The following is a 23877-nucleotide window of genomic DNA, read 5'->3' on the forward strand; positions in this document are numbered from 1 at the left end:
AATGCAGTACGTCATTAACACTACGGGACTCTGCCCTCCTAAAAACATAAGTAAATATCCTAATACTTTATTCATCTTATATTATCCTATAGATGAAATAATTTCCACACAAAAAAAGACTATTCGTGTGAAATAGTCCTCCTCATAAACATTGATATTTACAACTTTATATACTTATATTTGTATTATTTATTTATAACACCAGAATATCCTAATATAAATCACAAACAGTGTGTATCCAGCCTTCCTCCTTCATAAAAGCAAGGGTTTTGTCATACATATGCGGGAGGAACCACGTATTATTGCGGAACTCCAGAGCCGATGGAATGCCATTCATCTCCTGTTTGCACCAGCGCAGGTAATTTACATTCTCCTTTGTGCAGTCGAACCATGGCGGAAACTGAAAAAGAACCATAGCCAGCTTTCCTGCTTCACTATAAGACTTTAAGGATTTCCTGAAAGCGGAAAACATATCACTCTTATTCGGAAACGGATTTTCTCCCCGCTGGTGCCCTGTCATCCCTTGATATGCCTTTACAATAAACCGAAAAGACTCCGGTGTATCACGCACCCACTTATCAGTATTCCGCTTCGGCTGGACCGCATAAAAAGAAGCATCCACCTCAACAGCAGGAAAATGCGAACCATACACCTTCAGCCTATCCCGCCCAGCCACATTCCCAGAATACAAAGAATCATGATCCCCCCATCCTGTCACACCCACATAAATCATACAGCTTACCCTCCTTTTGGGGTCAGACCCCATTTCCCGAGTATTTCCCTTTGTATCTTCTTCCCTGTTTTTCACGCTTTAAATCTGGAAATGTACGGGTGGAGCGGGTTCCGCGTATTTACTTTTCCATCGGAAATGGGGTCAGACCCCATTTCCCAGTTCATTTCCCAAAGTTGGTATAATGGTTGATAAGATTGAGTTTGAATGCAGGTTTCTTTTATAGCGTGCCCGCTATTTATTTTATTTAGGAGGTTTAAAGATGAAGTATGTGATCGGAGTTGATTTGGGTACAAGTTCTGTGAAGGTTATTCTTGTTGATCAGGATGGGAATGTGCAGCATTCAGCCACTAAGCAATATCCTCTTATACAGCATGAACCCGGGTATAGTGAACAAGATCCCGAGGAGTGGGTGGAGAAAACCATCCAGGCGTTGAAACAGCTTATGGATGAAGGAGGCGCCAAGCCCCGGGATATTGAAGGACTGAGCTTTTCAGGCCAAATGCATGGCCTTGTTTTACTGGATGAAAATCATAAGGTCATCCGGAATGCGATTCTTTGGAATGACACTAGAACGGCAATGCAGTGCAGAGAGATTGAGCACAAAATGGGCAGCAGGCTTATGGAAATCACCAAAAATCCTGCTCTAGAAGGGTTCACGCTGCCTAAACTTCTCTGGGTGAAGGAGCATGAACCTGAGAATTTTGAAAAAACCGCCGTTTTTCTGCTTCCGAAGGATTATCTCCGTTTCCGTCTGACAGGCAGCCTTCAAAGCGAGTTTTCAGATGCTTCGGGAACACTTTTGCTGGATCTTGAGAATAAAGCATGGAGTACGGACATTATCCGCACTTTTGAACTTCCAGCTGATATCTGCCCTCCTCTCGTAAATGCCGGAGAACATACAGGAAAAATACTTCCTGAAATCGCAAGCATTACAGGTCTATCACCTGAAGTAAAAGTGTTCGCGGGCGGCGCTGACAATGCTTGCGGTGCAATTGGCGCAGGCATCCTGTCTGAAGGCAAGGCACTCTGCAGCATTGGTACATCCGGCGTATTTTTATCTTATGAAGAAAACACCGCCACAAGCTATGATGGGAAGGTGCACTTGTTCAATCATGGAGAAAAGGATGCCTGCTATAGCATGGGTGTCACTCTCTCTGCAGGACACAGCCTTACCTGGTTCAAAAATACATTTGCAGAAAATGAAAGTTTTGATGAGCTTATTGAAAAAGCTTCTGCATCACCACTTGGAGCAAACGGCCTATTATTTGCACCTTATCTTTCCGGTGAAAGGACACCACATGCGGATGCAAAAATCAGAGGCACTTTCACTGGGATTGACAGCACACATAAAAAACGTGATTTCACCCGTGCTGTGCTGGAAGGCATTGTTTTCTCGATTAATGAAACAGTCGAGATATTCCGCAATAACGGAAAAAAGATTGATATCGTGGTCTCAACTGGCGGCGGGGCTAAAAATGAGCTATGGCTGCAGATTCAGGCAGATATTTTTAATGCTAAAATTATAAAACTGAAAAGCGAACAGGGACCTGCAATGGGAGCAGCCATGCTTGCTGCAGCTGGTTTAAAGTGGTTTTCATCCCTTAGGGAGTGTGCAGAGTGTTTTACCTCATCAGATGCCATTTATGAGCCAATACCAGACAATGTACTGCGCTATAAGGAGCTATTCCAGCTTTATAAAAAGATCTATCCGCATACAGCATCAATAAATCACGGATTATTTGATTTTAAATCAAAACATTAACCCTCCCAATTATGCCCGGACAATCATACTGAATTCCACGAAAAAAAGCTGCCATTAAGATCAATGAAGATGATCTTAATGACAGTTTTTTCAATAAAATAATTATCCGATAGAGCCTTACATTTCGAACTTGATTAATATTGCTTAAAACGGGACGAAATAATTTATAAAAAAAGAGGATGAAGATTGATTTAAAGCCATCTTTTAAAATAATTTATATTAAAAAATAAATTCATTTCGGCATGAAACCGGCACAAATCCGGTACGGTACCCGCAAGTGTGAAGCTGCATAGATAAAGGATCTTTCAGTGTTTCAAAATGAAATAATCATACCCTGCGCCGCCGGCTGCCCCAATGATCACCAGAACCTTTCCGTCGCTGGCATCCGGATCTTGGGGAATTAGCATTCAGGTAAATAACGTAATCTAATCGCTGATGCAGTGGACGGGAAAAATTGAAAACAACGCTCGCCGAAGTGCTTGGACCCATATCAGCAGAGCAGAGAATCTTCGTCAAGCCCGCAAGATGCTGGAGAGCAATTCGACGATTGGCAAGGTTGTTTTAGGGGGTTTTGTTTAAAAAACTGATCGTGGAAATTATAAATGAATGGATTCCGTTGTCTGATAAATCATGCTGCGATTATTTGCAACGGGAACTACAAAAGGCCGACTGCTCATTGCAGCCGGCTATTTTAATGTATTTAACAAAGGAACCGTTTAAATCCTCATCCATTCTTCTTGTTCATAAAAGCACCTTTAAAATGACATACATTCCCAACAAAATCACTCAAGACTAGCATTCGTAACAATCTTTATCATCATTTCCGCATTCGGGTACTGTACTTCCTTATATCGATCAATCACTTTTTCGATATCAACATTCACTCTTTCAATAGAAGCAGTAAAACCTTGTTTATGCACTTCAATTACACCATAAGAAGCCTTTGTCAGTCCATCAAAAGGTAATCCTACACTGCCAATATTCATGATTACCTTTCCGTTCATATATCGAATGTAAGGCCTATGAATATGACCATAAATATAGACCTGTGAATCTGTTGATGACATGAGTTTTGCTTTTATAATCTGGTCATCCTCATTTGGGGTAATAACTTCGAATAAACTAACCGGCGTTGCGTGGAAGGCATGGATAGATACCCCTTCTACTTCAAAGTGAAGCTTAGCAGGTAAGCCATCTAAGTAGTCTATATCACTTTGCTGCAGTTGGGAAACTGTCCATTCTCGCTCACGATTCATTAATTCTAAAGCTTGATCAGGAACTTCTCCTTTTTGGACACCTCGCACTACCCATTCATCAGCATTCCCCTTAACTACCTCTACGTTTAATGAACGAACTAAGTCTAAGGAACGCCTTGGATCAGGACCGCGATAACAAAGATCACCAAGCACATAAATTTTATCGATGTTTTTCTTTTGAATATCTTTTAATACAGATTCAAGTGCAATCGCATTCCCATGAATATCCGAAATAAAGGCAATTTTCATCAGTAACATTTCTCCTTCAAAACATTTTTCATTATATTATCATTTAGTTTTGAAGAAGTTAAATAATACAATCATTTGAAAGACGCATTGTTGCAGAAAAAGAAGAGCTACTAATGGAAAGCCTTCGGCGTACTCCGGTTTTGTGCGGCCTAATTTGGATCCTGTGCTTTTGATGGGATGCAAAGAAGTTCCAAATAATCGTACAAGCTATAATTGTTCCTTTTGTGTTATAACTGATGTTTGTCGGAGTGATCAATGAATCCAATCAGGACCGCAGTCAACGGGAGAATGGAGCGGTGAATGTATTGATAGTTTGGTTGAGCTGTTTCCTATATGAAACATGTTTGAACATAAATGCCTCTATAAAAAAGAGAGCTTGTACAGCTCCCCTAGGTTTGGAATATCTAAGCTGAAGTATGCGTCACAGAGATAACAAAGTGCTAGAAGTGGCTTATTGACCGAATTACAGTTATCCCCCCAAAAGACTTAAAGATTCTCTATGTAGATCTTTTAAGAACCTTAGCGCTATATAGAACAGGACAATTCCGTCCGTTTCTTTTGGATCGATGCCTGTTAATTCTTTAATTTGTTTTAAGCGATAATAGAGGGTGTTGATATGAAGATGCAATTTCAAAGCAGTTTCTTTTACAGATTGATTATTGCTTATATACCATTCCAGTGTTTCGATCAATTCCGGTTGTTCCAGCAGGATCCCTACAGTTCGTTCCAAAAACTCATGCTGCATATCTCTGGGGATTTCTTCGAGTATCACGTCGATGACGAGGTCTTCGTAAAAAACGAGGCCGCCCGTCTTTTGGGCCACTTTTTGGGCTTTTTTTGCCTCAATATATGATCTATGAATAACCTTTCCATCATAGGTTTTTCCTACTCCAATTGAGATATTGCATCTGTATCTATGTTCGAAGACTCTTTTAAATTCTTTTAGCTGGCGAGTGAACCAGCCCCGGTTATACGTTGGAGACACGCTTTTTAACAATAAGTACCGTCCTTCGCCCCAGCGAATAATATAGTCATCTTTTCTTTGAAAAAATTCCTGCGATAACTCGAAAATGTTGCGTTGGAGAATATGCCCTTCATTTTTTTGAAACACACTTTTGGGTATTTGCAGCATACAGCAAAAATGATTCACGTTCATGGATATTCCCATTAATTTGCCGCGCTCCAGAAACTCTTCATCGACAATTTTGAGATTTACCCATTCATGAAAAAATGATTCCAAGCCTTTCGTTTTCCATTCTAATTGTTCTGCATAAAAAGCCTCTTTTATGATCAGCTCCGTCATTCTTCTAATTAACTCAGCATATGGTTCTACTTCTTTCGGGTCTCCAGTTACTCCTATTACCCCAATCACTTTTTCGTCAAGTATAATAGGCATATTGATGCCTGCTTTTACACCTTTTAATTTATTTGTCATGGTTTGATTGATGTATAACTTTTCTTTTGAACGCAGAACTAGTTGAGCTCCTTCATGAAAGTTGCCTATTCTTTCGTGTTGCGTCGAAGCAATGATTTCACCCTTTGTATCAACAACGATAATATCCCCACTGAGTACTTGCTGTACTTCCCTGACAATTTTGGTAGAAAGTTCCGGAATAAGAAACATGTGATCCTCACCATTCATAATCATTGCATAATTTCAATAACAGTACTAGAAATCTTCTGAAAGAACAAATTAGCCAACATTATGTTTTAGAACAGATTAACAGGACATTTTAACGAAAAAGGACTGATACAATGATCAGCCCCTGTAGTGTTATTTTACGGATGCTTCTACCTTTACATTTAGCACCTTAAAGAATTCTCTCATGAATGCAGGCAAGTCTGGCCACGCATGACCTGAAACAATATTGCCGTCGACATGCAGCAATTCTTCAATGTATGTTGCACCTGCAGCCTCTACCTCAGGCCTGCAAGCTGAATAGGCAGTCATTTCGCGTCCTTTTATATATTCTCTAACAGTTGTTAACACCAATTGTCCATGGCAAATAACGCCAAGAGGCTTATCTTCTTTAAGAAAGTGAGCGGCGATTTCCTGTACTTTTGGATTCATGCGGATATATTCAGGTGCACGTCCCCCAGGAATGATTAATCCATCATAATCAGCCGGATTTATCTCATCTACAGAAGCATGGGAGTCGATTTTATATGCCCATTTTTCTGTAAACGTTTCCATTTCAGGCGAGAAATCATGTACGACTGTCTGAAGCTTCTTTTTAACTGGGGAAGCAATCGTACAATTGATATCCTCTTCAATACAGCGGTAGTATGGATAGAATACTTCCAAAGCTTCTACGGCATCTCCTGTTACGATCAAAACATTTTTGCTCATTGACATCACCATTCCTTTTTAAATTTATTTTATATCAAAAATGCATTTGCATTTTCGAAAGCTAACCTTTTAACAGGGTTACTTCATCTTTAGATGGTAAATCATAACGTGCTTCCAAGAGCACTCTGCAATAGTGAGTATTAAATTCCATATTCATTCTTGTGAATTTCGCACCCTGCAGATAATCCTTGAATCCTTCCATGGTGAGCTGTTCGTCTTCAGGAGTTGTAAATGCGAAACCATTTGAGTGGTTTAAGGCTTCCTTTTTTTCCAGATATCTCTCCTTTAGCGATTGTCCCTCTATAGAAAGCCGCATTTCCTGGAGCTGATCAACAGACATTCCCACAATATCTGAATCATTAACACATTGGCGACGCAAAAATTTAATTAATTTTTCTTGTCTTGCTAAAAAGGCTTTTATCACAAAAGTTTTACGCAAATGATCCAGGTCACCATCAGACATACCGTTAAAGGATTCACTGAAACGTTTCCCGGCAGAGGCGCCATGATTAATTTCATCCGAAGCACAGTGATCTTTAAGATTTACTTTCACTGCTTGTACCCAATCTAACTCTGACACATTTTTCTGAATATCCTCTGCCATGATGTAAGCAAAATTTGGAGAGCACCAGTAAGTCGGCAATCGGAAATAGACCTCAACTTCTTCTTTCTGGATTTCGATATGATCGATGAAGCCCAATTCCGTCAATGGCTGATCCAATTCGGGGTCATATACTTTATCCAACATCGTATAGACTTGTTCTAGCCTATTCATATACGCTGAACACCTCCCTGTGCAGTTAATCTATTGTTAATGCGTTATTCCATTAAACTTGCATCGCCGCAAGTCTGCATGTACGGAGCTTCTCTTTTTGAGCGTCAATGTCGATGTTATAAATCCTGGCTGCATTCCCAGCTAGAATTTTCTTCTTTACGTCCAAATCAAACGTGACACCAGTTTCTTCTTGAATATCTTGCGGCAGTTCAAAATCAATAAATTTTTCAATTAACCATTTCGGTTCCCAAATCCCATAATCACTGCCAAAAATAATTCGGTCTTCATCGAGCCAATATAACAATTCACTAATAATTTCGGCAAAATAGCGAGGGCGTGTATGAATCAAGGAAATTGCAACAGCGAGTCCTCCATACACATTCTTTTCCTGCGTGGCAATCCAGCAAAAATCTTCCAATCTAGGTAATCCTACATGTTCCACTATGAAGTTTAGTTCAGGAAAGCAGCTGGCTGCATCGTCGACATCGGCTACATCGAATGCATCACGGTTCAAAGGAGTAACTGTCGGACCTTTGTGTATGTGGATGTTCTTGATTCCCAGCTCGACGCATTTCTCCAGATAGCGCTTTGACCATTCATCGGAAAGCTTGTAGCCTTTGGATCCCTTATGCCAATCCGCTGTATATAATTTAACGCCTTGCCAATTGTATTTTTCTTTCATTTCTTCTAGTTTTTCCAACCCCTCATGTTCATGGCGGGGATCAAATGTACCATTGCAAATAAAGCGGTTGGGATATTGCTTTGCTAGCGCTTCGTTGGCATCAAAATCACCAAAACCATTTTTATAGAATTCTTTCAAGTAGACCGGCTGGAAAATGGCCATGTCCGCGTATCCTTTTACTAGCACGTCGTTTACCAGCGTTTCAGGTTCGTATTTCACAAATTTTTCTTTTGGCCAAAGATATTCTTTTGGACTCAAGTTTTTGTGGTAATCGTAAAAACAGCTAATAAATTGATCTCCATGGATATTTAGTTGATTTTCCTTGCTCCCATCCCACAAAGCGATATGGGCATCAATTACGAAAATTTCTTCTCCACTAGCCGTTTTATACAATCAAATCCCCCATTTCTTAGTTTTTTTCAAAAAATATAACAATTCCGGGTGGCTGGAAGCGTTATCATTATCAGATATGTTAAATTATCATATTTTTTGAAATATTCTAACTAAATGATAATATTAATATTACTAAATTGGTATGGAGAAATCCATAAAATATTGTTGATTTTTTTCATAAAATTTTGGATAAACATACAAATGAATTTTCAAATCTTTATAGTTTTCCCAAGTATACAGTCCTTGTCTATATTTCGATGAGGAACGGCAGCAGTTTTCAATGAGCAATGGCGAATGTCCTCGATTTCTTGGTAATCTATATCTTCAGGATGGCTTTAATACGTAAGGAAGCTCTTTGGGAAAGGAATTTTGAGATGCTGCCACTTGGTTGTTAATAATGCGGTACTGTCTATTCACAAGCGTGATGTCTCCTTTATTTAGCTCTCCGGAGTGAAGCAAAAGATGTAAAACCCGGTACCATTCGAGTACGTGTTCATGAGATTGGGAAATTGCTCTATTTCTTCGGTCATCTTTAAGATGGGAAGATATTGATGGTGATAAGATTAAGATCGATAAACAAACAAACCGTGATGATAATAACAAAGTTAAAAACAACATTAAAAAATGCTGCTTCTTATCGAACAATTAAAATTGGCCAAGATTTATTACGGGAATTAAAAAAGTTAAAGCAAAATGAATTGATTTTAGGAAATGAAAGATTCCGCAAGAATGCAGATTGCCTAACCTTTCAAGATTATAAGGGACATTATTTAACACCTTCTATCATTCGTGAAACAATCCAAAGTTATTATAAAAAAGCCGGTGCTGAATATAAAGGCACCCATGTATTTAGACATACACATGCTGTCCTTCTTCTCGAATCAGGTGCAAGCCTTAAATATGTTTCAAATCGATTGGGGAATAAAAGCATCAAAACAACAGTGGATACTTACCTGAAAAAATTGAAGAAGACGAACTTCAAAAGTTCGCCTTCTTCATTAAGAGATAATTAATTTCAAATCGGTATGCCAATAATTTTACACTTTATATAAACCACTCAAACCCATGATATATAAAGGTTTTTTCTTTATTATCCAATAGACCCTTCCATTTCGAACTTGATCAGACGGTTCATTTCAACCGCATATTCCATAGGAAGTTCTTTTGTGAATGGTTCAATGAAGCCCATGACGATCATTTCGGTTGCTTCCTGCTCAGAAACTCCGCGGCTCATCAGATAGAATAACTGCTCTTCAGAAACCTTGGAAACTTTCGCTTCATGCTCAAGGGAAATGTTGTCGTTAAGAATTTCATTGTAAGGGATCGTATCAGAAGTAGACTGATTATCCATGATTAATGTGTCGCACTCGATGTTAGCACGTGCGCCATCTGCTTTGCGGCCGAAGTGTACAATTCCTCGATATGTCACTTTTCCGCCATGCTTGGAGATGGATTTAGACACAATAGTTGATGATGTATTTGGTGCAAGGTGGGTCATTTTTGCTCCAGCATCCTGATGCTGCCCTTTTCCTGCAATTGCAATGGAAAGGGTCATGCCGCGGGCGCCTTCGCCTTTTAGGATGACTGCCGGATATTTCATAGTTAACTTAGAACCAATGTTTCCGTCAATCCATTCCATTGTTGCATTTGCATCACAAACAGCGCGCTTGGTAACCAGGTTATAGACATTGTTCGCCCAGTTCTGGATTGTTGTATAACGGCAATATGCGTCCTTCTTGATTACGATTTCAACAACTGCACTGTGAAGAGAGTTCGTCGTATAAACCGGTGCTGTACAGCCTTCTACATAATGAACAGATGCACCTTCATCAACAATGATTAGCGTACGTTCGAATTGTCCCATGTTTTCTGAGTTAATCCGGAAATAAGCTTGAAGCGGCGTATCCACTTTTATGCCCTTTGGCACGTAAATGAATGAGCCTCCGGACCAGACAGCAGAATTCAATGCAGCGAACTTATTATCGGTAGGAGGAATGGTTTTTCCGAAGTGCTCGCGGAAAATGTCTTCATTTTCTTTAAGAGCGGAATCAGTGTCTTTAAAGACAATGCCCATTTCTTCAAGATCTTCCTTCATATTGTGATAAACAACTTCCGATTCATACTGTGCAGAAACACCCGCAAGATATTTTTGCTCAGCTTCAGGGATTCCCAATTTATCAAAGGTTTGTTTAATTTCATCAGGAACTTCATCCCATGACTTTTCAGATTTCTCAGACGGCTTAACATAATAGGTAATTTCATCAAAGTTTAAGCTCATCAAGTCCCCGCCCCATTGAGGCATAGGCATTTTATAAAAATGCTCCAGAGATTTAAGACGGAAATCAAGCATCCATTGCGGTTCTTCTTTCATGCGTGAGATTTCTTCAACGATTTCTTTGGTAAGTCCCCGTTTTGAACGAAAAATCGACACATCGCGATCTGCAAAACCATATTTGTAATCGCCGATTTCAGGCATTTTCTTAGCCATAGTTCATATTCCTCCATTTCATAAATGGATGAAGCGTTTCGCTTAAAAAGCCCAGGCGTCAGCTCAGCCGCTGCAAGCATAAAACGCCTTATTACAGATGGCCCTTATGGCCTGGATGGGCTGGGCGCTGGGTTAAGAAAGTTAAGATGAACTTTCTTATCTTTTTAATAAACCAAACGCTTCAAACTTCATTTATCAATTTTCTTCCTGCAAGCCTTTTTCCATTGCTTTCCAAGCCAGGGTAGCGCATTTGATTCGTGCAGGGAACTTGGTAACTCCTTGAAGGGCCTCCATGTCTCCTAAGTCAACACCGTAGTCATCATATTCTTTACCCTGAACCATGTTAGAAAAAGTACCCGCAAGCTTTAAAGCTGTATCTATATCTTTCCCTTTAATCGTCTGAGTCATCATAGAAGCGGAACTCATAGAGATTGAACAGCCTTCTCCGTCAAACTTTATGTCACTTACCTTCCCGTCTTCCACTTTCATGGTTAAACGAATACGGTCGCCGCAAGTAGGGTTGTTCATATCAATAGTCAGGCTTCCATCCTCAAGTGTTCCTTTGTTGCGAGGATTTTTGTAATGATCCATGATGACTTGCCGGTAGAGTGTATCTAAGTTATTAAAAGACATTGCTGAAATACTCCTTTGTTTTGACGAGCCCTTCTACAAGCTTATCAATGTCTTCCTCTGTATTGTAGAGGTAAAAACTGGCTCTGGCCGTTGCTGAAACATCGAGCCATTTCATAAGCGGCTGTGCACAGTGATGTCCTGCCCTTACAGCAATTCCCTCAGCATCAAGGACGGTTGCCACATCATGCGGATGAACATCTCCAATATTGAAGGTGACAACGCCAGCGCGCTGCTTAGCATCCATTGGTCCATAAATCTGCAGTCCTTCAACCGCGGACATTTTCTCTAGGGCATATGCTGCCAGTTTATGTTCATGTGCTTCTATATGTTCAAGCCCGATTTCTTCAAGGAAATCGATAGCAGTACCGAGTCCGATGGCACCGGCAATAATCGGTGTCCCGCCTTCGAATTTCCACGGCAGCTCTTTCCAAGTAGAGTCATATAGGCCTACAAAGTCGATCATTTCCCCGCCGAATTCAATGGGCTCCATATTTTCCAGAAGCTCTTTTTTTCCGTATAAAACGCCAATCCCAGTGGGTCCAACCATTTTATGTCCTGAAAATGCGAAGAAATCACAATCCAGGCTGCGGACATCGACTTTAAGATGCGGTGTGCTTTGTGCACCATCTACTACCATTATAGCACCATTGTCATGGGCAATCTCAGCAATTTGCTTAACAGGATTAATTACTCCCAAAACATTGGACACCTGCATAATGGAAATGATTTTGGTTTTGCTTGTCACCGTTTTCCTGACATCTTCAAGGGAGATCGTGCCATCCTGCTGAAGCGGAAGGTATACCAATGAAGCGCCGGTCTCTTTGGCAACCTGCTGCCAAGGGATGATGTTGCTGTGGTGTTCCATATAAGAGATGACAATTTCATCACCCTCCGACAAGTTTGCTTTTCCATAGCTTCTTGCCACTGTGTTCAAGGCAGTAGTCGTTCCTCTTGTAAAGATGACTTCTTCTGTAGAAGCAGCATTAATGAATTTCCGAACCTTTTCACGAGCCCCTTCATATGCATCTGTTGCTTTTGTTCCAAGTGTATGGACACCGCGATGGACATTGGAATTATATTCGCGGTAGTACTTATCAATTGACTCAATTACAGAAGATGGCTTTTGGGAAGTGGCTGCACTGTCAAGGTATACCAATGGCTTGCCATTCACTTCCTGATTTAAGATAGGGAAATGCTTGCGAATTTCGTATGGATTCATTACTTAACTTTCCTTTCGATTACCTCAACCAATTGCTTCTTAACTCCTTCAACAGGCAGTTCATTAACAACCGGTGCAAGGAAACCATGGATTACAAGCCTTTCCGCCTCTTGCTTCGGAATTCCGCGGCTCATTAAATAGTAAAGCTGGACTGGGTCAACGCGGCCAACCGATGCTGCATGTCCTGCAGTAACATCATCTTCGTCAATAAGAAGGATCGGGTTTGCATCTCCGCGTGCCTTTTCGCTTAACATAAGAACTCTTGATTCTTGTTCAGCATTTGCTTTTGTTGCACCGTGCTCTATTTTACCGATTCCGTTAAAAATGGCAGACGCACTGTCTTTCACGACGCCATGCTTTAAAATATACCCTTCAGAGCGAAGCCCGTAATGAATAATGGAAGTCGTAAAGTTTTGTTTTTGTTCTCCGCGGCCTACAGTAACCATTTTTGTATCTCCGAATGATCCATCTCCCATAAGATAAGTGATGTTTTCAGAAATGGTATTGCCGTCATTCATTAATCCAAGGGCCCATTCAATCCGTGCATCGCGCCCTGCCACCCCGCGGCGGTTTACGTACGTTGTATAGCCTTTTGACAGGGTATCAACCGCACCATAAGCAACGCGTGCATTATCATTTGCAAAAACTTCTGTTACGATGTTTGCAATTCCCTGGCTGGATTCTACAGTGGAGATGTAGTTTTCTACATATGTCACTGAGCTGTTGCTTTCAGCCACAATCAATACATGGTTGAATAATGCAGTCTCAGGATTGTCGACCAGGAATACTGCCTGCATCGGCTCCTTAATTTCCACGTTCTTCGGAACATAAAGGAAAGAACCGCCGTTAGCCAAAGCAGCATGCAAAGCTGCCAGGCGGTGCTCATCTGCTTTAACGCCATTTTTCATATAATATTTTTCGACAAGATCGCTGTGCTCGCGAGCTGCTGTGAAAATATCGGTGAAGATGACACCCTGCTCCTTCAATTCATCAGAAAGTCTTGAAAACGCAGCAGTATTGTTCCGCTGGATGTACAGGTTTTTGCTTTCTTCAAGATGCACAAGGCTTTTCACGCTTTCCGGAAGGTCTTCCAAAGATGCAAAAGCTTCACTTTCAACAATGTGTTTGCTGAAAGCAGTGAAATTCCATTTATCGATCTTTGTTTTATCAGGTTTTGGCATTGGAAGCGCATCAAGACCGGAAAGTGATTTGGTCCTGAGCTCCATAAGCCATGAAGGTTCATTATTTTGTTTAGAGAAGGAGCTGATGTACTCCTGATCAAATGGTAGTTTTGTTTCGGTAGTCATTCCAATCCCCCTACTTACGCTTCTTGGCCGACAGTTTCGTCTTCAATGCCTAATTCTTGCTTAATCCAATCATAGCCCTCTGCTTCCAGGCGCTGTGCCAGTTCAGGACCTCCAGATTTAACAACGCGTCCCTGCATCATAATGTGGACAAAGTCAGGAGTGATGTAGTTCAGCAGACGCTGGTAGTGAGTGATGATCAGGCAGCCGAAATCCTCGCTGCGCATTTCATTGATTCCTTTTGAAACAACTTTAAGAGCATCGATATCCAAACCGGAGTCAATTTCGTCAAGAATGGCAATTTTAGGCTCAATCATCATTAGTTGAAGAATTTCATTGCGCTTCTTTTCTCCGCCGGAAAATCCTTCATTAAGGTAACGCTGTGCCATGTCTTCGTCCATTTCAAGAAACTCCATTTTTTCGTCCATTTTGCGGATGAACTTCATTAATGAAATTTCATCGCCTTCTTCGCGGCGGCTGTTAATCGCAGAACGAAGGAAGTCCGCGTTCGTTACACCGCTGATTTCACTTGGGTACTGCATGGCAAGGAAAAGGCCGACTCTTGCTCGCTCGTCAACTTCCATTTCCAGAACGTCTTCACCGTCAAATGTAATGCTTCCGCTTGTTACTTCATATTTAGGATGTCCCATGATTGCTGAAGAAAGAGTAGATTTACCTGTACCATTCGGGCCCATGATTGCATGGATTTCTCCGCCCTTCACTTCAAGGTTAACCCCTTTTAAAATTTCTTTTCCATCGATTGATACGTGCAGATCTTTAATCGTTAAAGTTGATCCTGACATTTTCATACCTCCGTAAACTAATATCATAATAATAGACTGAAAAATTACGCATTTTTCCTTCTATTTATTTTCAAAAGTGATTCTCAATTTATTCTCATTACAATCTTATATCAAATGAAATCTGGAAGCAACTAATAAAGAGGGATTTTCATTGTATCCCCTAATATCACCGCATGGCCCTTATAAGTCAAAATGAAAACATATTTATAAGTTTTCCGCTTCCTTCCATATTATAGCATCTCTTAATATCGCATTATTCATTCGGGCACTTACTAATCCTGTTCTTCTTCCTCAAAACACGGGCCTATTCAATAAAAAAACCCGCGATGCATAAAGTTTAAGAAATCAAGCATACCTTCTTCTTGATTCGCTCACCATTATCTCCGCGGGAGGCAGTCATATTTAATTTTCATTTAAAATCCATTAAGAATGAATTCTTCGATTAAGATGATTCACTAACAGATTGCCTTGTTCATAATCTTTCTCTCTTCGTTTTTCGACCTGGATCCGGGTATCCAATCTCCTGCTGTATTCGCTGTAGCCAATTCCATGTGATTGCTGCATAGCCTTTTCCATTTCACCTGTAACTTGTAAATCTAGAGAGTTGATAATGAATCAATCCTTTCATCTTTTATAGAACAGCTTAATTTTAACATGAGTCAAAATCATTGTTCAAAGTCCTTATACCCTTATGAAAATGGGTTAAAACGTAACATATGGGCTTTGCTCAGGAAAATCGCTGCCAGATGGAGAATTGCTCCAAATACCCTCTGATTGCTTAAGCTTACAGAAAACATTAAAGCTTTTGCATTCATGATTAATGAAATTCCGATAATTCCTGGATCGTATCCTGTACCAGGGTAACTGCCTGGCTCATTACCGCTCCTCCGCCAAATGCAGCCGTTACGCCAATTGCTTCATGAATCTCCTGCTCACTGGCCCCCTGGTCAAGACATCCTTTAACATGATAAATGATGCAATACTCATCTTGTGTATATAGGCTTATCCCAAGTGCAATCAGCTGTTTCTCTTTTTGAGAAAGTGCGCCTGCCTGGAAACATGCTTCAGTAAATGCATTGAATTTGCTGCCGAGCTCAGGCATTTTTTCCAGAAATACTCCGATTCCGGTTTTATAATCATGAAGTACACTTTCAGTTACATTCCTGGGTTCATTATTCAAATGCTTTCATCTCCTTGTTTCATTTTCCTTCATAGTATGGACGGTTAATGATCAACTATGCAGGAACTGCTGCGAGAGCAATATAGAAAAAGCGGCCCATTATAGGCCGCTCCTTTTACTTATTTATCTACAGGCAATACAGCGCCTTTATATGTTTTCGTGATATAATCCTGGATTTTTTTCGAATGCAGAACTTCAACTAACGTTTTGATGTCTTTTCTGTTTTTATCGCCTTTGCGGACCGTGATGATATTGACATAAGGATTATCTTTGCCTGATTCAACCGCAATTGGGTCATGTACCGGGTCTAAGCCTGCATCCAGTGCATAGTTTGCATTGATGACTACAGCATCGCCCTGATTATTCTTATATACCTGAGGCAATAAACCTGCTTCGATATTCGGCTGGAATTTTAATTTTTTAGGGTTTTCCACAATATCCTTTATAGTCGCATCTGTTTTCTTCACACCCGGCTTCAGCTTAATAAGTCCATTTTGCTGGAAGATGGAAAGAATGCGGCCTTCATCTGCCACTGCGTCCCTCATGATGATTGTTCCGCCTTTTGGAAGATCCTGAAGTTTTTTATATTTCTTCGAGTAGATGCCGATTGGCTCAATATGAATTCCGCCGGCGTTTTCAAATTTATAGCCCTGGTCCTTCATTTGTGATTCCATGTAAGGGATATGCTGGAAATAGTTAGCATCAATTTCTTTATTGGCAAGTGCTTTATTCGGAAGAATATAATCCTGGAATACTTTAATTTCAAGATCCACGCCTTTTTTCTTCAAGAGAGGCTTTGCCTGTTCCAATATTTTAGCATGGGGAATATTTGAAGCCCCCACAATCAGTTTCTTATCATCAGACCCTGACTTCCCGCTATCGCTTGTTCCGCAGGCTGTAAGCCCCAATGCCAGTGCCGCCGAAGCCGCAAAAGCCGCAAACCACTTTTTCTTTTTCATTGTGTATTCCTCCAGATTTCATTTTTTTTTATCTTTTATCCAATTTGGATGAAATAATGTCTCCAATAAACTGAATGATAAATACGATGATTAATATGGTGATTGTAGCAACAAAAGTAACATCATTATTACTCCGCTGAAATCCCTGCAAATATGCAAGATTTCCAAGCCCTCCTGCTCCAATTGCCCCGGCCATCGCAGTATAGCCGACTAGGGCTATTGCAGTTACAGTAATGCCAGAAATAAGCGCCGGCATGGATTCAGGCAGCAGCACCTTAAAGATGATAGTACTTGTTTTTGCACCCATTGATCTTGCTGCTTCCACAACACCTTTATCAACCTCGCGAAGCCCGATTTCCACCATTCTGGCGTAAAAGGGCGCTGCTCCAATAATTAAGGCTGGCAAAGCTGCCTCAGGACCCAGCATGGTCTTCACCAAAAACAGGGTAAATGGGATCAGCAAAATAATCAGGATGATAAAAGGAATGGAACGGAAAATGTTGACCACCGCGGAAACAAGGACATTAATTGCTTTATTTTCCCACATTTGACCTTTAGAAGTCAGAAACAATAGTGTTCCAAGCAAAATGCCTAAAATAAATGTAGCAACCAATGAAAAACCAGTCATGTATAAGGTTTCTTTCGTCGCTGCCCACATATCTGCCCAAACCACATTTGGAAGTAAATCAGTCAGCATTTGATATCACCTCCACGCCTACCTGCTGCTCATTTAAATACGTGATCGCACGGGTGATTTCATCGCTTTTTCCATCAACATGTATGAACAGAGTGCCATAAGGGCCATTTTGCGTATGCGATATTTTCCCCTGGAGGATATTAACATCGATATTGAAGTTTCGGATTAGCCCGGTAATGAGCGGACTTTCTGTACTTTCTCCTATAAATGTTAACTGTATGACCTTGCCCTTTGGATAGCGGACTCCAATATGATCCAATACGGGTTTTGTTTCCTCTGGTTCTGTGACCTGCTGGACAAAACGTTTGGTAATCTGCGCAGTCGGATTTCGGAAAACCTCCAAAACACGTCCCTGCTCCACAACCCTGCCGCCTTCCATGACAGCAACACGATGGCAGATTTTGCGGATGACATGCATTTCATGCGTAATCAAAACAATGGTAAGACCCAGCCTTTTATTGATATCAACGAGCAATTCCAGGATGGAATCAGTAGTCTGGGGATCAAGTGCTGAAGTCGCTTCATCACACAAGAGCACCTTGGGATTGTTGGCAAGCGCCCTTGCAATGCCGACACGCTGCTTTTGTCCGCCGCTTAGCTGCGAGGGATATGCACGCTCTCTCCCTTCTAGGCCGACCAGATTAATAAGCTCGCTGACCCTTTCTTTTCTCTTATTTGCCGGGACGCCTGCAATTTCCAGGGGAAAGGAGATATTCTCTTCGACAGTCCTGGACCATAATAGATTAAAGTGCTGGAAAATCATGCTTATTTCTTGTCTTGCGCTTCGAAGCTCCGCGCCCTTTATTCGGGAAATCTCTCTGCCTGCTACAAGAACCGAGCCTTCAGTCGGCCTTTCAAGACCGTTCAGCATCCGGATCAGCGTACTTTTCCCGGCACCGCTATAGCCGATAATCCCAAAAATTTCTCCTTTGTCAATTGAGATATCTACAGAATCAACAGCTTTTATAGGTTCGCCTTTCGCAAGGCTGGATTTAAATAGCTTACTTACTTTCGATACCGTTATCATTGAATCCACCTCTTATCCGTATAAGCCTATGAACATAGTAAACTTTTGCTAAATCATGTATCCATCTACAATATATCATTGCGCATTATCTGTTCTTCATGCATGGCGCAAGGCCAATATCAGTGCCTTAAACAGAAAAAGCCTTTCTGCATGAGCAGAAAGGCAAGATAAGCTAAGGCCTTTCTCTCATCTCTAAAAGCTTTATCAGCTTTTTGTGAATTGGCACCTTTTCAAGGAAATCCTTGCCGGTTGCCGGGTTTCATAGGGCACATCCCTCCACCTCTCTCGATAAGAGCAACAGATATATGTAATTGACGGTTCACATCAATTATGTTCATTTTTAATTACGAAAGTGATCGTAACATACAGAAAGAAAAAGTGTCAATGCATAACGTTTAAAAGTTAGTAAAAATTTTAAATCCTTTGATAAACAATTTTTCGTGAATCAGTGAAGAAAGAGAATGCATGTGCACCCTCTCTTTCCGAATTATAAAGATTTTACAGCCAAGGACGCCAGGCCAGTTGCCTGTTCAATCGCCTGTTCAAGGTCTTCAATCAAATCGTCTGCATTTTCAATGCCGATTGATAGCCTTACTAAATCCTCGCTTACGCCAGATTGAATCAGTTCATCTTTATTTAACTGCTGATGGGTTGTGCTGGCAGGATGGATGATTAAGCTTTTTGCGTCTCCAACATTTGCTACATGTGACCATAGCTGTATGGAGTTAATCAGCTTGGCTCCTGCTTCTCTGCCGCCTTCAATCCCAAAAATGACAATGGCCCCTGCTCCTCTTGGAAGGTATTTATCTGCCAGTTTCCTATCAGGGTGATCTTTATGCCCTGGGTGTGACACCCAAGTTACGGCCGGATGGTTTTCTAAATAATCAATGATTTTCCCGGTATTGGATATGTGCTCTTTCATCCTTACATGCAGGGTCTCAAGCCCAAGAGTGAATTGAAAGGCGCTTTGGGGACTGAGCGAAGGCCCCAGATCCCTTAGTAACTGGACACGTGCTTTGGTAATAAAAGCAGCCGGGCCCGCTGCATCACTGTATACGATATTTCCATAGCTTGGATCAGGCTCCGTGAACCCCGGAAAATCTGGGGAATTCCAGTCGAATTTCCCGCCATCCACGATGATGCCCCCTAGTACAGTTCCGTTGCCAAGAAGCCATTTGGTAGCAGAATGCACAATAATATCAGCACCATATTCAATTGGCTTGCACAAATAAGGCGTTGCAAAGGTATTATCCACAATAAGCGGAATTCCTGCTTCATGGGCTATTTCTGCTACCTTCTCTATATCAAGTACACGAAGGCTTGGATTGCCGATTGTTTCACCGAATATTGCCTTCGTCTTTGGTGTTATAGCTTTACGGAAGTTCTCAGGATCATCCGGTTTTACAAAGGTAACCTTGATTCCATACCTTGGAAGTGTATTGGCGAACAAGTTATATGTGCCTCCATATAAAGTTGAAGCTGATACAATTTCATCTCCCGCTGAAGCAATATTCAAGATGGCCAGTGTGATTGCAGCCATTCCGCTTGATACGGCAAGAGCCCCGATCCCGCCTTCCAGGAGTGCCGCTCTTTCTTCAAAAGCAGTTACAGTCGGATTATGGATTCTCGTGTAAATATACCCTGGTTCCTTCAGTCCAAATAGATTGGCTGCATGATCTGTATCTTTGAACAAATATGCATTGCTTTGATAAATAGGCAATGCCCTGGCTCCTGTAGCATCTTCCTTCAGCCCTCCGTGAATACTCAAGGTTTCAAAACGATAATTTTTGTTTTCTGCCATTTTTCTTCTCCCCCAACTTTTAATGAAATCATGGCTCTGAGTCTGAAATCATTCCTGGAAGGTTAACGAGAAACAAAAAAGCCTCTTCAAAAAGAAGAGGCTTTGCTATCTCTCCTTATCTGCCAGAGCCGATACTCTGCTGGAATTAGCACCGTGTATGATATATACCGGTTGCCGGGCTTCGATGGGCCAGTCCCTCCGCCACTCTTGATAAGATTCAGTTAATTAATCAGAAAATTTTGCTTAGTCAAAAATATAGCATACCCTTAAGGAGGTAGTCAATTTTTATTTTGGGATTTTTTCCCGATGTTACTCTTGCTGCAAAAATACGCCGAAGGAAGACACATTCTAAGGAAATCACGAATAGATAAAAAGCGTCTAAATTCCTGCCGTGATTTTTGTCATTAACCTTAATTGCCGACATAATCTCAAAGCGTTTCTGACTATTAGCAGAAAATAACTGAAAATTTGACTTTATTTCCTAAGAAATAAGAAAAAGCGGGAAGCTCATTGCTGCCTCGTGTTGTTTTGACATCAGCCGCATCACCCCTGAAGCATGTAAATTAACCCGATACAGGTTTCTTACTAACGCCCTCCTTGAAAGACGGCCGGCTGGACAAAGACTTAAACACTATAAAGAAAAAGGTTGTTGCCAGCAAATAAATCCCTGCGGTAATGGAAAATACAGCTGCATATCCCCAATAGCTGCCCAATGATATGACAAGAGAGGCTGATACCGGCCCCATGAATGCCCAGCCCAGATTAAAGGCCATCTGGTTCATTGAATTAGCCAGTCCTTTAGAACGGTTGCTGACAAGCGACATCATTAAAGACATCTGTATGGGGTTTCCTGCGTTCATTAAAGCCTGCCGGAATAAAAAGGCGATGGCCGCTATCCATAATTGATGGGTATATGCTGTAAGCAATAAAAATGGCAGGGACAGCATCTGCAGAATAACAACAGATTTAACTTCTCCAAAGCGTTTTACAAACCTTGGGCCGATAAGCATAGCAGCTGCCGTGGCTCCCTGTCCTGCCGAGAGAATAATAGCAATCATGGAGTTTGAAACGAAAAAGCGGTCAGCAAAATATAAATTGAGATAAGGAATGACAAGTCCAGACCCGGTACCAATCAGCAGCTGCGAGATAAAAAAGAGAATGATTACCTTGAGGCTTTTCCTGTCAAATCCCGCCGGATCGCTTTCATGGGATTCAATTGGTTTAGGCTCCTCTTTTGCAATGGCCAGGAATGGCACTATGGAGCAAAGGAACATGATTCCCCCTGACAATAAGGATATTCGGATGGCATAAAGATCAGAGATGAAAAGCTTGAGGATATCGGTCAATGCACCTCCCAAAAGACTGCCTGCCACATTAGCGGCTGTCATTACGGCAAAATGCAGGCTGAAGATTTGGACCCTCTCCCTTACTGATGAGTTTTCAGCTAAAAGGGGGATGATCAAAACCTGAAAAAAGGCTGTTGCCCCTCCGGCTAAAAAAGCCATGGCCAAAAGGCTGACTTCACTATGAAGCAGGGATCTCAGGAGCATGAAAAAACCGGTAGCTGCCACTCCTGAGATCAGAAGCTTTCTTCTTCCGATTTTGTCTCCAAGCAAACCTGCAGGAATCAAGAGCAAGGCGGTCGCGAGCGATCCGTAGGATATGACCTGGCCATTCACATTGTCGCTGAATCCAAGCTCCCGTATATAAAAATTATAAATGACCATAAAGATGCCAAAGCCTGACTGCATGAAAATATTGCCCAGAAGCAGCATTCTGATGTTGCGGTTATAAGATGCAAAACGCTTTACAGTAAATTTAAACATAGCTGATAATCCGCCCTTTACTATTTCGTCTCCCTAAATATTAATGCTTGCTCCATGCTATGTAAATAATAATTTGAATTATTTTACTTTTCTTCAAAAACTGCCCTGACCTATTAACCAGACACTCCCAAACACTATATGTCCGAACAGCGACGCAGCTCTTCTCCTTTTTCGTTAAACTGCATAAAAAAATTCTTGCCTTTTTGGGCAAGAATGGTGATGTTTTTATATTTCTTTAAGGATATCGTATATATACGGGACAGAATGAAAGGCGTATATTTTTTTATCAAGCTTTCCTTCTTTAAAAACCAATAAGCAGGGAACACTTTCTATTTCATATTCAGCTGCAATATTCGCCATATAGTTTAAATTCATTTTGCCGCAGTCCAGATCAGGAAACAGCTCCAGGGAAACGGCTAGAATTTTCGAGGCAACCTGGCAAGTCCCGCACATTGGGGTGTAAAGGTATAAACAAAATGTCCGATTCCATTTCAAGGAATTATTTAACTGTTCTTCATTCCACTCTTGCATAATTACTTAATTCATCCTTTGTTCTAAATACACGGGGTTTACCTCAATATCTGCCGCCAATAAAACAGTAGCAATATGATTCATCGGCGATGCAGCAACTTCTTTATACATTCGGTCTATATAAAGATGGTAAGCCTCTGGCATTTCTTTTTTAAACTGTTTGCGCAGCTTTTCCCCTGATTCATCAGCATCCACTAAAATATAAACATCTTTCTCAGCCAGTTCATCAACAAGTTCGTCAAGCCTTGTAATTGAAATGGTGCCATTGGTGCAGATGATTTCCACTTCTTCCTTCAATACACTTTTCACTTTTCTTTTATCTGAAGTCCCTTCTACAATAATTACTTTATCAGGTTGTCCGAATTCCATGCAATCACCGCCGCTAAAGGATAAAGTGAACCTCCATCAGCAGAGGGCACTCTCATCCCCGCTGATGATGGGTTGAACGAATCGGGCTTTCAGGCAGGGTTGAATTCACTGCCCACATACGGGACAGAAATGCGTACCCTGTTCATATAATAACCCAAAACGGAAAAAAAAGTGTCCAAAGTGCTTTCTTTGTAAAAGCAGGCTCTTTTCTTAAAGTTTGTTGTATTTTAATAAGTTCTTAGGTGATTCCCGAGTTGAGTCGCTTTGATTGGAGCATAATGTGCGAGACTCCGGGTAACACGTGAGCCCCCGGAAAGCGAGCATCCCTTTAGCAAAAATCAGCCACCTTGTTCCATTGCAGCAGCGTTTACGAGAAAAGCACCGTAAAAAAATAGAGAAGGCAAGAAGCCTTCCCGTCATGCATTATCCTTCGTTTGTCATTTCATCATATTGCTCTGAAGTCATAAGGCTTTCCACTTCACTGCTGTCAGAAGGCTCAATAACAACCATCCATGCCTTTTCATAAGGTGAATCATTTACATACTCAGGGTTGTCATTCAGCTCTTCATTGACTTCTACCACTTTGCCGCTGATTGGAGCATAAAGCTCAGAAACCGTTTTAACAGACTCTACACTGCCGAATGGCTCATCCGCCTTGAGCTCGTCCCCCACTTCAGGAAGCTCAACAAAAACGATATCGCCCAATTCTGATTGTGCAAAATGTGTAATCCCGACGCGGACTTTATCACCTTCTGTTTTTACCCACTCGTGTTCCTCTGAATAACGAAGATCCTTTGGTGTTGCCATGGTATACCCCTCCAAGTTATGTAAAATTATGAT

General features: G+C 41.2%; 22 protein-coding genes, 1 pseudogene and 2 riboswitches. Of the genes and pseudogenes, 2 read left to right on the plus strand and 21 right to left on the minus strand.

Annotation, left to right across the window (positions count from 1 at the left end):
- Window positions 1-220: 220 nt before the first annotated feature.
- Window positions 221-733: pseudogene (locus BIV59_RS09690) on the minus strand (DUF72 domain-containing protein); the annotation flags it as partial.
- Between the two features lie 259 nt (window positions 734-992).
- Between BIV59_RS09690 and xylB the strand changes: the two are divergent.
- Entirely contained in the window at window positions 993-2495 is a 1503-nt protein-coding gene (gene xylB, locus BIV59_RS09695; protein ID WP_071351282.1) for a xylulokinase, read from the plus strand.
- A 782-nt stretch (window positions 2496-3277) separates the two neighbouring features.
- On the opposite strand, the gene BIV59_RS09705 is transcribed toward xylB, so the two are convergent.
- The 5 genes from BIV59_RS09705 to BIV59_RS09725 form a co-directional block, all read right to left on the minus strand.
- A complete protein-coding gene (locus BIV59_RS09705) occupies window positions 3278-4000 on the minus strand; it encodes a metallophosphoesterase family protein (protein ID WP_071351284.1) in 723 nt (240 codons plus the stop codon).
- A gap of 469 nt (window positions 4001-4469) precedes the next feature.
- Window positions 4470-5624 (minus strand): CdaR family transcriptional regulator, encoded by a 1155-nt coding sequence (locus tag BIV59_RS09710; RefSeq protein WP_071351285.1) that lies wholly within the window; start codon window positions 5622-5624, stop codon window positions 4470-4472.
- A 150-nt stretch (window positions 5625-5774) separates the two neighbouring features.
- Entirely contained in the window at window positions 5775-6350 is a 576-nt protein-coding gene (locus tag BIV59_RS09715; RefSeq protein WP_071351317.1) for a DJ-1/PfpI family protein, read from the minus strand.
- A gap of 61 nt (window positions 6351-6411) precedes the next feature.
- Complete coding sequence (locus BIV59_RS09720) at window positions 6412-7125, minus strand: iron-sulfur cluster assembly protein (RefSeq protein ID WP_071351286.1); 714 nt, start codon at window positions 7123-7125, stop codon at window positions 6412-6414.
- 52 nt (window positions 7126-7177) lie between these two features.
- A complete protein-coding gene (locus BIV59_RS09725) occupies window positions 7178-8200 on the minus strand; it encodes an amidohydrolase family protein (protein WP_071351287.1) in 1023 nt (340 codons plus the stop codon).
- A gap of 551 nt (window positions 8201-8751) precedes the next feature.
- Here BIV59_RS09725 and BIV59_RS09730 point away from each other — a divergent pair.
- Window positions 8752-9213: a tyrosine-type recombinase/integrase gene (locus tag BIV59_RS09730; protein WP_071351288.1), complete on the plus strand. Its 462-nt coding sequence runs from the start codon at window positions 8752-8754 to the stop codon at window positions 9211-9213.
- A 77-nt stretch (window positions 9214-9290) separates the two neighbouring features.
- On the opposite strand, the gene sufB is transcribed toward BIV59_RS09730, so the two are convergent.
- The 15 genes from sufB to gcvH all read right to left on the minus strand — a co-directional run bounded on the left by sufB (window position 9291) and on the right by gcvH (window position 23844).
- A complete protein-coding gene (sufB, locus tag BIV59_RS09735; RefSeq protein ID WP_071351289.1) occupies window positions 9291-10688 on the minus strand; it encodes a Fe-S cluster assembly protein SufB in 1398 nt (465 codons plus the stop codon).
- 195 nt (window positions 10689-10883) lie between these two features.
- Window positions 10884-11321 (minus strand): Fe-S cluster assembly sulfur transfer protein SufU, encoded by a 438-nt coding sequence (gene sufU, locus BIV59_RS09740; protein WP_071351290.1) that lies wholly within the window; start codon window positions 11319-11321, stop codon window positions 10884-10886.
- Window positions 11311-12540: a cysteine desulfurase gene (locus BIV59_RS09745; RefSeq protein WP_071351291.1), complete on the minus strand. Its 1230-nt coding sequence runs from the start codon at window positions 12538-12540 to the stop codon at window positions 11311-11313. The genes sufU and BIV59_RS09745 overlap by 11 nt, the downstream gene beginning before the upstream one ends.
- Window positions 12540-13847 (minus strand): Fe-S cluster assembly protein SufD, encoded by a 1308-nt coding sequence (gene sufD / locus BIV59_RS09750; protein ID WP_071351292.1) that lies wholly within the window; start codon window positions 13845-13847, stop codon window positions 12540-12542. The genes BIV59_RS09745 and sufD overlap by 1 nt, the downstream gene beginning before the upstream one ends.
- 14 nt (window positions 13848-13861) lie before the next feature.
- A complete protein-coding gene (gene sufC / locus BIV59_RS09755) occupies window positions 13862-14647 on the minus strand; it encodes a Fe-S cluster assembly ATPase SufC (RefSeq protein WP_071351293.1) in 786 nt (261 codons plus the stop codon).
- 423 nt (window positions 14648-15070) lie between these two features.
- Window positions 15071-15223, minus strand: coding sequence for a YuzK family famiily protein (locus BIV59_RS23600; protein ID WP_170846122.1), 153 nt, complete (start codon window positions 15221-15223; stop codon window positions 15071-15073).
- A 241-nt stretch (window positions 15224-15464) separates the two neighbouring features.
- Window positions 15465-15827 (minus strand): carboxymuconolactone decarboxylase family protein, encoded by a 363-nt coding sequence (locus BIV59_RS09760; protein WP_071351294.1) that lies wholly within the window; start codon window positions 15825-15827, stop codon window positions 15465-15467.
- Between the two features lie 119 nt (window positions 15828-15946).
- Window positions 15947-16786 carry a MetQ/NlpA family ABC transporter substrate-binding protein gene (locus tag BIV59_RS09765; protein ID WP_071351295.1) on the minus strand — a complete coding sequence of 280 codons (840 nt, stop codon included), beginning with the start codon at window positions 16784-16786 and terminating at the stop codon, window positions 15947-15949.
- Between the two features lie 28 nt (window positions 16787-16814).
- Window positions 16815-17483 carry a methionine ABC transporter permease gene (locus BIV59_RS09770; protein WP_071351296.1) on the minus strand — a complete coding sequence of 223 codons (669 nt, stop codon included), beginning with the start codon at window positions 17481-17483 and terminating at the stop codon, window positions 16815-16817.
- Window positions 17473-18510: a methionine ABC transporter ATP-binding protein gene (locus BIV59_RS09775; protein ID WP_071351297.1), complete on the minus strand. Its 1038-nt coding sequence runs from the start codon at window positions 18508-18510 to the stop codon at window positions 17473-17475. The genes BIV59_RS09770 and BIV59_RS09775 overlap by 11 nt, the downstream gene beginning before the upstream one ends.
- Window positions 18511-18693: 183 nt before the next feature.
- A riboswitch (SAM riboswitch) is annotated at window positions 18694-18805 on the minus strand.
- A gap of 192 nt (window positions 18806-18997) precedes the next feature.
- Window positions 18998-20311 carry an O-acetylhomoserine aminocarboxypropyltransferase/cysteine synthase family protein gene (locus BIV59_RS09780; RefSeq protein ID WP_071351298.1) on the minus strand — a complete coding sequence of 438 codons (1314 nt, stop codon included), beginning with the start codon at window positions 20309-20311 and terminating at the stop codon, window positions 18998-19000.
- 112 nt (window positions 20312-20423) lie between these two features.
- Window positions 20424-20528, minus strand: a riboswitch (SAM riboswitch).
- Between the two features lie 346 nt (window positions 20529-20874).
- Window positions 20875-22137: an MFS transporter gene (locus BIV59_RS09785; RefSeq protein WP_071351299.1), complete on the minus strand. Its 1263-nt coding sequence runs from the start codon at window positions 22135-22137 to the stop codon at window positions 20875-20877.
- A gap of 225 nt (window positions 22138-22362) precedes the next feature.
- Entirely contained in the window at window positions 22363-22668 is a 306-nt protein-coding gene (locus BIV59_RS09790) for a thioredoxin family protein (RefSeq protein WP_071351300.1), read from the minus strand.
- A 6-nt stretch (window positions 22669-22674) separates the two neighbouring features.
- The gene (locus BIV59_RS09795) at window positions 22675-23037 is read right to left on the minus strand and encodes a toprim domain-containing protein (RefSeq protein WP_071351301.1); all 363 of its coding nucleotides are present in this window, start codon (window positions 23035-23037) and stop codon (window positions 22675-22677) included.
- Between the two features lie 423 nt (window positions 23038-23460).
- Complete coding sequence (gene gcvH / locus BIV59_RS09800; protein ID WP_071351302.1) at window positions 23461-23844, minus strand: glycine cleavage system protein GcvH; 384 nt, start codon at window positions 23842-23844, stop codon at window positions 23461-23463.
- Between the last annotated feature and the right edge of the window lie 33 nt (window positions 23845-23877).

The sequence above is a fragment of the Bacillus sp. MUM 13 genome, from assembly GCF_001866725.1.
Classification (GTDB): domain Bacteria; phylum Bacillota; class Bacilli; order Bacillales; family DSM-1321; genus Peribacillus.

Coding starts and splice junctions, on each gene's coding strand:
- BIV59_RS09720 (WP_071351286.1), bottom strand. CDS start 7,125: ATGAATAGGCTAGAACAAGTCTATACGATGTTGGATAAAGTATATGAC.
- sufD (WP_071351292.1), bottom strand. CDS start 13,847: ATGACTACCGAAACAAAACTACCATTTGATCAGGAGTACATCAGCTCC.
- BIV59_RS09780 (WP_071351298.1), bottom strand. CDS start 20,311: ATGGCAGAAAACAAAAATTATCGTTTTGAAACCTTGAGTATTCACGGA.
- BIV59_RS09705 (WP_071351284.1), bottom strand. CDS start 4,000: ATGAAAATTGCCTTTATTTCGGATATTCATGGGAATGCGATTGCACTT.
- BIV59_RS09775 (WP_071351297.1), bottom strand. CDS start 18,510: ATGATAACGGTATCGAAAGTAAGTAAGCTATTTAAATCCAGCCTTGCG.
- sufC (WP_071351293.1), bottom strand. CDS start 14,647: ATGTCAGGATCAACTTTAACGATTAAAGATCTGCACGTATCAATCGAT.
- BIV59_RS09710 (WP_071351285.1), bottom strand. CDS start 5,624: ATGTTTCTTATTCCGGAACTTTCTACCAAAATTGTCAGGGAAGTACAG.
- BIV59_RS09770 (WP_071351296.1), bottom strand. CDS start 17,483: ATGCTGACTGATTTACTTCCAAATGTGGTTTGGGCAGATATGTGGGCA.
- BIV59_RS09795 (WP_071351301.1), bottom strand. CDS start 23,037: ATGGAATTCGGACAACCTGATAAAGTAATTATTGTAGAAGGGACTTCA.
- BIV59_RS09765 (WP_071351295.1), bottom strand. CDS start 16,786: ATGAAAAAGAAAAAGTGGTTTGCGGCTTTTGCGGCTTCGGCGGCACTG.
- BIV59_RS09790 (WP_071351300.1), bottom strand. CDS start 22,668: ATGCAAGAGTGGAATGAAGAACAGTTAAATAATTCCTTGAAATGGAAT.
- BIV59_RS09715 (WP_071351317.1), bottom strand. CDS start 6,350: ATGAGCAAAAATGTTTTGATCGTAACAGGAGATGCCGTAGAAGCTTTG.
- BIV59_RS09745 (WP_071351291.1), bottom strand. CDS start 12,540: ATGAATCCATACGAAATTCGCAAGCATTTCCCTATCTTAAATCAGGAA.
- xylB (WP_071351282.1), top strand. CDS start 993: ATGAAGTATGTGATCGGAGTTGATTTGGGTACAAGTTCTGTGAAGGTT.
- BIV59_RS09730 (WP_071351288.1), top strand. CDS start 8,752: ATGGTGATAAGATTAAGATCGATAAACAAACAAACCGTGATGATAATA.
- sufB (WP_071351289.1), bottom strand. CDS start 10,688: ATGGCTAAGAAAATGCCTGAAATCGGCGATTACAAATATGGTTTTGCA.
- gcvH (WP_071351302.1), bottom strand. CDS start 23,844: ATGGCAACACCAAAGGATCTTCGTTATTCAGAGGAACACGAGTGGGTA.
- BIV59_RS09785 (WP_071351299.1), bottom strand. CDS start 22,137: ATGTTTAAATTTACTGTAAAGCGTTTTGCATCTTATAACCGCAACATC.
- BIV59_RS23600 (WP_170846122.1), bottom strand. CDS start 15,223: ATGGAAAAGGCTATGCAGCAATCACATGGAATTGGCTACAGCGAATAC.
- sufU (WP_071351290.1), bottom strand. CDS start 11,321: ATGTCTTTTAATAACTTAGATACACTCTACCGGCAAGTCATCATGGAT.